At 69.2% G+C, this 9,159-nt stretch carries 10 protein-coding genes; 5 read left to right on the top strand and 5 right to left on the bottom strand.

Features of this window, described 5'->3' with window-relative positions:
• The 4 genes from ARC20_RS13720 to ARC20_RS13705 form a co-directional block, all read left to right on the top strand.
• A partial coding sequence (locus tag ARC20_RS13720; RefSeq protein ID WP_152983958.1) for an amino acid permease occupies window positions 1–557 on the top strand: 557 nt, incomplete at its 5' end.
• Between the two features lie 43 nt (window positions 558–600).
• Complete coding sequence (locus tag ARC20_RS13715) at window positions 601–2,889, top strand: Orn/Lys/Arg family decarboxylase (RefSeq protein ID WP_057648071.1); 2,289 nt, start codon at window positions 601–603, stop codon at window positions 2,887–2,889.
• 16 nt (window positions 2,890–2,905) lie between these two features.
• Window positions 2,906–3,811: a cation diffusion facilitator family transporter gene (locus ARC20_RS13710; protein ID WP_057648069.1), complete on the top strand. Its 906-nt coding sequence runs from the start codon at window positions 2,906–2,908 to the stop codon at window positions 3,809–3,811.
• Window positions 3,808–5,142: an amino acid permease gene (locus ARC20_RS13705; protein ID WP_057648067.1), complete on the top strand. Its 1,335-nt coding sequence runs from the start codon at window positions 3,808–3,810 to the stop codon at window positions 5,140–5,142. Before ARC20_RS13710 ends, ARC20_RS13705 begins: the two co-directional genes overlap by 4 nt.
• A 14-nt stretch (window positions 5,143–5,156) precedes the next feature.
• Here the strand turns inward: ARC20_RS13705 and modC are convergent, their stop codons facing one another.
• From modC to ARC20_RS13680, 5 genes are read right to left on the bottom strand one after another with little or no spacing between them, the layout of a single operon-like run.
• Window positions 5,157–5,774, bottom strand: a complete 618-nt coding sequence (gene modC / locus ARC20_RS13700) for a molybdenum ABC transporter ATP-binding protein (protein ID WP_057648065.1) — start codon at window positions 5,772–5,774, stop codon at window positions 5,157–5,159.
• Window positions 5,774–6,466 carry a molybdate ABC transporter permease subunit gene (modB, locus tag ARC20_RS13695; protein WP_057648063.1) on the bottom strand — a complete coding sequence of 231 codons (693 nt, stop codon included), beginning with the start codon at window positions 6,464–6,466 and terminating at the stop codon, window positions 5,774–5,776. Before modB ends, modC begins: the two co-directional genes overlap by 1 nt.
• Before the next feature lie 7 nt (window positions 6,467–6,473).
• Window positions 6,474–7,250 (bottom strand): molybdate ABC transporter substrate-binding protein, encoded by a 777-nt coding sequence (gene modA / locus ARC20_RS13690; protein WP_057648061.1) that lies wholly within the window; start codon window positions 7,248–7,250, stop codon window positions 6,474–6,476.
• 59 nt (window positions 7,251–7,309) lie between these two features.
• On the bottom strand, window positions 7,310–8,137 hold the full coding sequence (locus ARC20_RS13685) for an MBL fold metallo-hydrolase (protein WP_057648059.1): 828 nt from the start codon (window positions 8,135–8,137) through the stop codon (window positions 7,310–7,312).
• Window positions 8,138–8,161: 24 nt separating this feature from the next.
• Window positions 8,162–8,890, bottom strand: coding sequence for a S1/P1 nuclease (locus ARC20_RS13680; RefSeq protein ID WP_237642595.1), 729 nt, complete (start codon window positions 8,888–8,890; stop codon window positions 8,162–8,164).
• Here ARC20_RS13680 and ARC20_RS18805 point away from each other — a divergent pair.
• On the top strand, window positions 8,843–9,159 hold a 317-nt coding region (locus ARC20_RS18805), incomplete at its 3' end, for a hypothetical protein (protein ID WP_237642596.1). The genes ARC20_RS13680 and ARC20_RS18805 overlap by 48 nt on opposite strands.

The raw sequence follows: 9,159 nt of genomic DNA, 5'->3' as shown, positions 1-9,159 counted from the left end.
CGCTGGCCGCCGCCAATGCCGTGGGCGGGTGGGGCGGGGCGGTGGTGAGCCTGTGCGCCTTCGTCGGCGCGGCCGGCTCGCTGGGCGGCTGGATCCTGCTCACCGCGCAGAGCGCCAAGGCCGCGGCGGATGACGGCCTGTTCCCGGAACTGTTCCGCAAGGCCAATGCCGACGACGTACCGATCAAGGGCATCGTGGTGGTGGCGGTCCTGATGACCCTGGCCGTGCTGCTGACCTCCACCTCGGAAACGGCTTCGGCGCAGTTCGATGTCATTACCTCGGCGGCCGTGGTGCTCACGCTGCTGCCGTACATCTACTCCTGCGTGGCCTGCTACTTCGTGGTGGAGCGCTCGCACACCTGGGCGCACATCGGCACGTTCTGGGTGCTGACCAGCGTCACCGTCGTCTACTGCCTGTGGGCGGTGTTCGGTTCGGCCGGCGCGATCGTCAAGTACGCCTTCCTGTTCGTGCTGTTCATCACCGTCTTCTACCCGTTCTTCAGCGAGCAGCGCCGCCAGAAGCGGCAGGCCGTCATCGTGCCGCCGCGCGCCAGCTGACGCCGATCGTTCCTTCGTATCGCTTCGTGCAAGGAGACTGTCCGTGTACTTCAAGTCCCTGGATTACCCCATCGTCGTCATCGATGCCGATTACGAGTCGCCGCGCATCGGCGGCATCCTGATCCGCGCGCTGGTGGAGGAGCTGCGTACCAACGAGCAACGCGTGCTGTGCGGCCTCACCCTGGAGGATGCCCAGGCCGGCGCGCGCACCTACGTGGCGGCCTCGGCGGTGCTGATCTCCATCGACGGCACCGAGGACGTGACCGGCGAGTTCCAGCGCCTGCTGGGCTTCCTGCGCGAGCAGAGCCAGCGACGCGCCGACCTGCCGGTGTTCCTGTATGGCGAGCGGCGCACCATCGAGAAGGTGCCCAGCAAGCTGCTCAAGTACGTGCACGGCTTCATCTTCCTGTTCGAGGACACCAAGAACTTCATCGCCAGACAGGTGATGCGCGCGGCCGAAGCCTACATGGGCAAGCTGCTGCCGCCGTTCTTCGGCGCGTTGATCCACCATGCGGCCGAATCCAACTACTCCTGGCATACGCCGGGCCACGCGGGCGGCGTGGCGTTCACCAAGTCGCCGGTGGGGCGCGCGTTCCACCAGTTCTTCGGCGAGAACACGTTGCGCAGCGATTTGTCCATCTCGGTGCCCGAGCTGGGCTCGCTGCTCGACCACACCGGGCCGATCCGCGAGGCGGAGATCGAGGCGGCGCGCAACTTCGGCGCCGACCACACGTTCTTCGTCACCAATGGCACCTCCACCGCCAACAAGATCGTCTGGCAGGGCACGGTGGGCCGCGGCGACGTGGTGTTCGTGGACCGCAACTGCCACAAATCGCTGATGCACTCGCTGATGATGACCGGCGGCATCCCGGTGTACTTCACCCCCAGCCGCAACGCGCACGGCATCATCGGGCCGATCAGCCTGGACCAGTTCTCTCCCGAGGCGATGGAGGAACGCATGGCGGCCCATCCGCTGGCCAGCCAGGCACGCCAGGCCGGGGCGAAGGCGCGCATCGCGGTGGTGACCAATTCCACCTACGACGGGCTGTGCTACAACGCCGAGAAGATCGCCCGCCAGGTCGGCGGGAAGGTGGAATTCCTGCATTTCGACGAAGCCTGGTATGGCTACGCCGCGTTCCATCCGTTCTATGAAGACCACTACGGCATGGCCAAGGGCAAGCCGCGCGAGCAGGATGCGATCATCTTCACCACGCAATCCACGCACAAGCTGCTGGCGGCGTTCTCGCAGGCCTCGATGATCCATGCGCGCGATGCCGCCGACCGCAAGCTGGATGCAGAACGCTTCAACGAGGCGTTCATGATGCACACCTCCACCAGCCCGCATTACGGCATCATCGCCTCGTGCGATGTCGCCTCGAAGATGATGGAGGGCGAGTCGGGCCGCTCGCTGGTGCAGGAGATGCACGACGAGGCCATCGCCTTCCGCCGTGCGATGCTGCACGTGCAGGACGACCTGGGCCGCGACGACTGGTGGTTCCGCGTCTGGCAGCCCGATGCCGTGGCCCGCTCGCTGGGCAAGGGCGATACCCCCGCGCCGATGGTGGCCAAGCGCGACGAGTGGTACCTGCGCCCCGACGCGCACTGGCACGGCTTCGAGGGCCTGGCCGACGAATACGTACTGATCGACCCGATCAAGGTCACCCTGCTCACGCCCGGGCTGTCGATGGACGGCGAGATGGGCGTGCGTGGCATCCCGGCCGCGGTGCTGAGCAACTTCCTGTGGTCGCGCGGCATCACCGTGGAGAAGACCAACCTGTATTCCGTGCTGTTCCTGTTCTCGATGGGCATCACCAAGGGCAAGTGGAGCACGCTGGTCGCCGAGCTGATGGCCTTCAAGGCGCTGTACGATGCCAACGCGCCGCTGCAGAAGGCGCTGCCCGAGCTGGTGGCGTCCTATCCGGTGGCTTATACCGACGTGGGCCTGCGCGAGCTGTGCGACGACCTGCATGCGTTCAACACGGAGTTCCGCGTGGCCGAGGTGATGCGCGAGATGTACGTGGACCTGCCGGCCCCGGCGATGACCCCGGCCGATGCCTACAACCACCTCGTGCACGGGCGCATCGAGCGGGTGGATATCGACCAGCTGCCCGGGCGCATCGCCGGCACCATGCTGGTGCCGTATCCGCCGGGCATCCCGACCATCATGCCGGGCGAGCGCTTCGGTGCCAGCGACGAGCCGATCATCCAGTCGCTGCGCATCGCGCGCGCGCAGAACGAGCGCTTCCCGGGCTTCGAGTCGGACGTGCACGGGCTGATCATCGACAAGGGCGTAAACCCGCCGACCTACAAGGTCGAGGTGATCAAGGCATGAGGCCCCGGGCCAGCGCATGAGCGATACCCGCCAGGAGCAGCGCGTCCTCCAGGTCTCCATCGCCGCCACCGTCTGCGTGGCGGCGATCGGCTTCGTGGGCGGCCTGCTGGCGCGCTCGCAGGCAATCCTGTTCGACGGCGTTTACAGCCTGGTCGACGTGGCGCTCACGCTGGTCGCGCTGGCCGTGCTGCGGTTGGTGGCGCGCGAGGACAGCCCGCGCTTCCAGTACGGCTACTGGCACCTGGAACCGATGGTCGAGGCGCTGGGCGGGGCGATCCTCAGCCTGGCCTGCATCTATGCGCTGGCCAACGCGATGATCGGCTTCAGCGATGGCGGCCACGAAGTACGCTACGGCGCCGCGCTGGCCTGGGCGCTGCTGCTCACCGTGGTGGACCTGGCGATGGCGGCATGGATCGGCCGCCACGCGCGGCGGCTGGAATCGGGCCTGCTGGCGCTGGATGCGCGCGCGTGGCTGCTGACCGGGCTGATGAGCCTGGCGGTGGTGCTGGCCTTCCTCATCGCGCTGGGCCTGCGTGGCGGCGCCTACGCGCACTGGACGCCGTACATCGACCCGCTCGTGCTGTGCCTCATCAGCCTGGCGGTGCTGCCCTTGCCCTTGCGCGGCGCGTGGCGGGCGATGCGCGAGGTGCTGCAGGTCGCGCCGGACGACCTCGACCGCCGCGTGCATGAAGTGATGACGGCCTTCGTCGCCGAACACGGCTTCGTCGGTTTCACCAGCCATGTCGCCAAGATGGGGCGCATGCGCTTCGTGGAGATCCACATCCTCACGCGACCGGATTACAACCCGGGCTCCATCGGCCGCGCCGATGCGCTGCGCGACGGCATCGCCGAACAGCTCGGCGCGCGCGAGGCGCAGTTCTGGCTGACCATCGACTTCACTTCCGATCCGGCCTGGACATGAGCGCCGCCGCCCCGAAGAAGATGGGCCTGGCGATGGCGACCATGCTGGTGGCCGGCAACATGATCGGCACCGGCGTGTTCCTGCTGCCGGCGAACCTGGCCACGGTAGGCAGCATCTCGGCGTTCGGGTGGATCATCGCCACGGCCGGCGCGGTGGCGCTGGGCCTGGTGTTCGCGCGGCTGGGGCAGGTCGATCCGCAGCCCGGCGGGCCGTATGCGTATGCGCGTGATGCGTTCGGGTCGTACATCGGCTTCGTCAGCAACTACGCGTACTGGTTCGGCAACTGGATCGGCAACGTCGCCATCGCGCTGGTGGTGACGGGTTATCTGGCGCACCTCGTCCCGGCGCTGGATCCGCTGCCGGCGCGCATGGCGTTCACGCTGCTGGTGATCTGGGGGCTGAGCCTGGCCAACGCGCGCGGCGCGCGCTGGATCGGCGCGCTGGAGACCTGCACGCTGCTGCTGGCGTTGATCCCGATCCTGTTCATCGCCATCGCCGGTTGGTGGTGGTTCGACCGCGGCCTGTTCCAGGCTGGCTGGAACGTCAGCGGGCTGGGCGATGGCGCGGCGATCTCGCGCAGCGCGTCCATCGCGCTGTGGGCGTTCATGGGGGTGGAGAGCGCGGCGGTGTCGGCCGAAGTGATCGACAACCCGCGCCGCAACATCCCGCTGGCCACGCTCGGAGGATTGGCGCTTGCGGCCGGCATCTACATCGCCTGTTCCCTGGTCATCATGGGCATGCTGCCGATGGCCGAACTGCGCGATTCCTCCGCCCCGTTCGCCGAGGCCGCGCGGGTGATGGTGGGCCCGTGGGGCGCGCTGGCGATCGCGCTGTGCGCGGTGTTCAAGTCCTTCGGCGCGCTGGGCGGCTGGATGCTGCTGGTGGGGCAGTCGGCCAAGGCGGCGGCCGAGGATGGGCTGTTCCCGCGCGTGTTCTGCCGGGTCAACCGCCATGGCATGCCCGGCGCGGGCTTGATGATCGTGGCGGCGCTGATGAGCGCGTTGCTGCTGGTGACGGCCTCGCCGACGCTGTCGCACCAGTTCGACAGCCTCACCAATATCGCCGTGCTGCTGACGATCATCCCGTACCTGTTCTCGGCGGGCGCGCTGATGTGGAACAGCCTGGCGCGCAACGAGCGTGGCGGGCCGCTGTGGCTGGCGATGGTGGCGGGCGGCGGGGCGATCCTCTATTGCCTGTACGCGCTGCTGGGCGCCGAGCCGCAGCTGCTGGCCTATGCCACGGTGGCGATGCTGTTCAGCGCGGCGCTGTATCCGTTCTTCATGCGGCGGATGCGCGAGGTGGCTGCCGCGCGCGGTTCGCCGCGCTCGTAGCGGCGACGCGACGCTCAATCCAGCACGTGCACCGCTTCGGCGATGCGCCGGACTTCCTCTTCGCGATGGCTCACGTAGAGCATCGGCAGCCCCAGCTCGTCGCGCACGCGCTGCAGGTAGGGAATCAACTCCTCGCGCCGCGCCGTATCCAGCGCGGAGAGCGGCTCGTCGAGCAACAGCAACGCCGGCTGCGAAAGCAGCGCCCGCCCGATCGCCACGCGCTGCGCCTCGCCGCCGGACAGATGCCGAGGGCGACGTTCCAGCAACGCACCGATACCCAGCAGCGCGACGATGTCCTCGAACGCGAAGCGCGCCTGTGCCTGGCCGCCATGGCGGCCGTAGCGCAGGTTCGCGGCCACATCCAGGTGCGGGAACAACCGCGCATCCTGGAACACGTAGCCGATGCGCCGCCTGTGCGCCGGCACGTCCACCCGCGCCGCCGCGTCGAACAGCACGCGCCCGTCCACCGCGATGCGCCCGGCCTGTGGCCGCAGCAGGCCGGCGATGGCATTGAGCACGCTGGTCTTGCCCGCGCCGGACAGCCCGACCAATGCCACCACGCGCGCGGCTTCCTCGATGCGCACATGGCGCCGGTAGTCCCCGCGGCGCAGTTCGATATCCAGCGACAGCATCAGCGCTCCTGCACCACGCGCTGGCGTCGCACCAGCCACTCGGAGAGCAGCAGCGCCAGCAGCGAGATCACGAATGCCACGGCGGTCAGCCGCCAGATCCCGGCTTCGCCGCCGGGCACCTGCAGCAGGCCGTAGATCGCCGCCGAGAGCGTCTGCGTCTGCCCGGGGATGTTGGACACGAAGGTGATCGTCGCGCCGAATTCGCCCAGTGCCTTGGCGAAGGCCAGCACCGCGCCGGCCACCAGCCCCGGCCACGCCAGCGGCAGCGTCACGGTGAAGAACACCCGCCATGGCGCCGCGCCCAGCGTGGCGGCGGCCGCTTCCAGCCGGCGGTCGGTGGCTTCGATGGACAGGCGGATCGCGCGCACCATCAACGGAAAGCCCATCACCGCGCAAGCCAGCGCCGCGCCGGTCCAGCGAAACGCCAGCTGGATGCCCAACGTTTCGCGCAACCATTGGCCGAGCACGCCCTGGTTGCCGAAGGCGATCAGCAGCACGTAACCGGTGACCACCGGCGGCATCACCAGCGGCAGCAGCAGCACCGCATCGAACAGCGCCTTGCCGGGGAACTCGCGCCGCGCCAGCAGCCAGCCGCAGGCCACGCCCAGCGGCAGGCTGGCCACTGCCGCCACCAGCGCGACCTTCACGCTCAGCACGATGGCGGTGATTTCCTCCGGTGAGAACGCGGGCACGCCGGACTCAGGGCGCCAGGCTGAAACCGCGACGGCGGAAGATGTCCTTCGCCGCCGGGCCCTGCAGCCACTGCACGAAGGCACGCGCCTGCGGCGAGGCCTTGGCCATCGGCGCCACCGGATACACGATCGGCGGATGGCTGCTGGCCGGGAACGTGCCGACCACCTTCACCTTCGGCTCGGCCTGCGCGTCGGAACCATAGACGATGCCCAGCGGCGCCTCGCCGCGCGAGACCAGCATCAGCGCCGCGCGCACGCTCTCGGCTTCGGCCAGGCGCGGCGACAGCGCATCCCATTGGCCCAGCTTCTCCAGCGCGGCGCGGGCGTACTTGCCGGCCGGCGCGCTGCTGGTCTGCCCGACGGCCAGGCGGCCGTCCGTCCCCAGCGCCTTGGCGATCGCGCCGGGCTTGGCCGGGTCCACTTTGCTGGCGGCGGCATTGGCCGGCGCCACCAGCACCAGCGTGTTGCCGAGCAGGTTGTGGCGATCGGCGGCGCGCACGAGGTCGCGCTGCTGCAGGTAGTCCATCCACTCCAGGTCGGCGGAGAAGAACACTTCGGCCGGCGCGCCCTGTTCGATCTGCCGCGCCAGCGTCGAGCTGGCGGCGTAGGACGTGGTGACTGCCACGCCGGTGGCCTTCTGGTAGGCGGCCGCGGCTTCGTCCATCGATTCCTTCAGGCTGGCCGCGGCAAATACCGTGACGGTACCGGCGGGGGCCTGTGCCTGCGCCATCACGGGCAGTGCGAGCACCAGCAGCGAGCAGAGCAGGCGGGAGAGGATCTTCATGGACGACTCCGGCGGGAAGAGGCTTGGATCATACCGGCCCGGCGTGCGCCCGCCGTGACCTACAGCGGCAGCAGGTCTTCGTAGCGGCCGCCCTGCAGGTTGGCTTTCACCGCGGGGCCCATCAGCTTGGGCTCGGCGAGCGTGGCGTCGCGGGCCTGCCGGCGGGCGACGAAATCGGCCTGGGCGATGCCGTGCTGCACGTGGATGTTGTCGCGCTGCTGGTCGGCCACGCAGGTCGAGTGTGCGAGCGCGCGGCCGTTGGGGCCGTAATCGTGGCAGATGAACATGCGCGTATCGCCGGGCAGCGCGAACAGGCGCTGGATCGAGGCGAACAGCTGCCCCGCATCGCCGCCGGGGAAATCGCAGCGGGCGGTGCCGCCATCGGGCATGAAGATCGAATCGCCCGGGAACAGCGCATCGCCGATGAGGTAGGCCACGCTGTCGGGCGTGTGCCCGGGCACGGCGATCACGCGCACCTCGAGCGTGCCGAGCATGAAGCGTTCGTCGTCGGCGAACAGCGCATCGAACTGCGAGCCATCGGCGCGAAAATCCGCCGGCAGCCGGTAGCGCGGCGCGAACGCCTGCTGCACCTGCACGATGCCCGCACCGATGCCGAGCCGCGCCTGCGGCCACGCCTGGCGCAGCCATTGCGCGGCCGACACGTGGTCGGCGTGGGCGTGCGTTTCCAGCAGCCAGCGCACCTGCCAGCCGTGCGCGGCGGCCGCGTCGACCAGGGCTTTCGCCGGCGCGGTGCCGACCTCGCCGGTGGCGGGGTCGAAATCCAGCGCCGGGTCGATCACCGCCGCCTCGCCCGTGGCGGGGTCGGCGACGAGGTAGCTGAAGGTGTTGCTCGGCGCATGCAGGAACGGCAGGACTTCGGGACGCATGGGCAACACCTTCGGCGGTGGGGGTCAGGGCGTGCCGAGGGCGGCGTTGAGGATCGCCGCGAGGCGGTCGCCGGCCTGTCGCAGCGCCGCCTCGGCCACGGGCCGGTACTGCGCCACGTAGCCCTCGGGCAGGACGTGCTCTTCCTTGCCGTCCTTTGTAGGGTACACGCCCGGCGCGATGGCGACGCGGCACGACGCCTGCGCCCACGCCACCGCATCCGGCGGCAGCACCGGCTTGGCGGCCGGCGTGGCGGGCAGCTTGAGCAGCTGCGCGAGGTACGCGTCGTCGCTGAGGTGGCGGTCGTAGAGCATGCCGCTGTCCCACAGCGAGTGCAGGTTGGTGCCCTTGCCGTTGAACTGCAGCTGGAAGTCGTTGCCGCCCTTGTCGTGCGCGTAGCCGGCGTGCATGGGCTGGTGGATGTCGCCGACGAAATGGACGACGAACTTCAGTGCCTGGCGGCGCACGTCGAGGGGCTGGCTGCGGTCGGCGAGCAGGGCGGTCTGCTGCTTGAGGGCTTCGATGACGCAGTTGCCGTCGGGGCAATCGGCGGGCGGGTCGTAGGCGCAGTCGTGTTCGCCGAGGTTGACGTAGTGCCAGCGGCTGCTTTTCTTGCCGAGGTCGGGGTCGTGTTCGCGCAGTTCATCGGCCCAGGAGGCGATGCCGGCGAGGGTGGGGTCGGGTTCGCCGGCGAGCAGGGTGGCGATTTGCTGCTTCACCTGCGGGGTGAGTTCGGTATCGGCGATGCGGGCCACGAGGCGATGGCCTTGGCCGCCCCAGGCGTGGGCGAGCGGGGCGTGGAGGGCGAAGAGGGAGAGGAGGAGGGTGGGGGCGAGGAGGCGGAATCGAGTCATGCTGTCGATTGTATCGGTCGTCGATTACGTCCTTATGTGCTGAAAGTGGGCGGAATGCGGGTTGGAGCACTGACTTACGGTGCGGGCACCGACCTGGCGGGTATGGTCGTCACGGCTCGGGCGAACATCCTGTTCGACTCGCCGCACGCGGGCCATCCATGGCCCGCTGA

This window comes from Stenotrophomonas panacihumi, from assembly GCF_001431645.1.
GTDB lineage: Bacteria > Pseudomonadota > Gammaproteobacteria > Xanthomonadales > Xanthomonadaceae > Stenotrophomonas_A > Stenotrophomonas_A panacihumi.
Note: the sequence above shows the minus strand (reverse complement) of the source record. Positions and strands in the feature narration are given on the sequence as shown.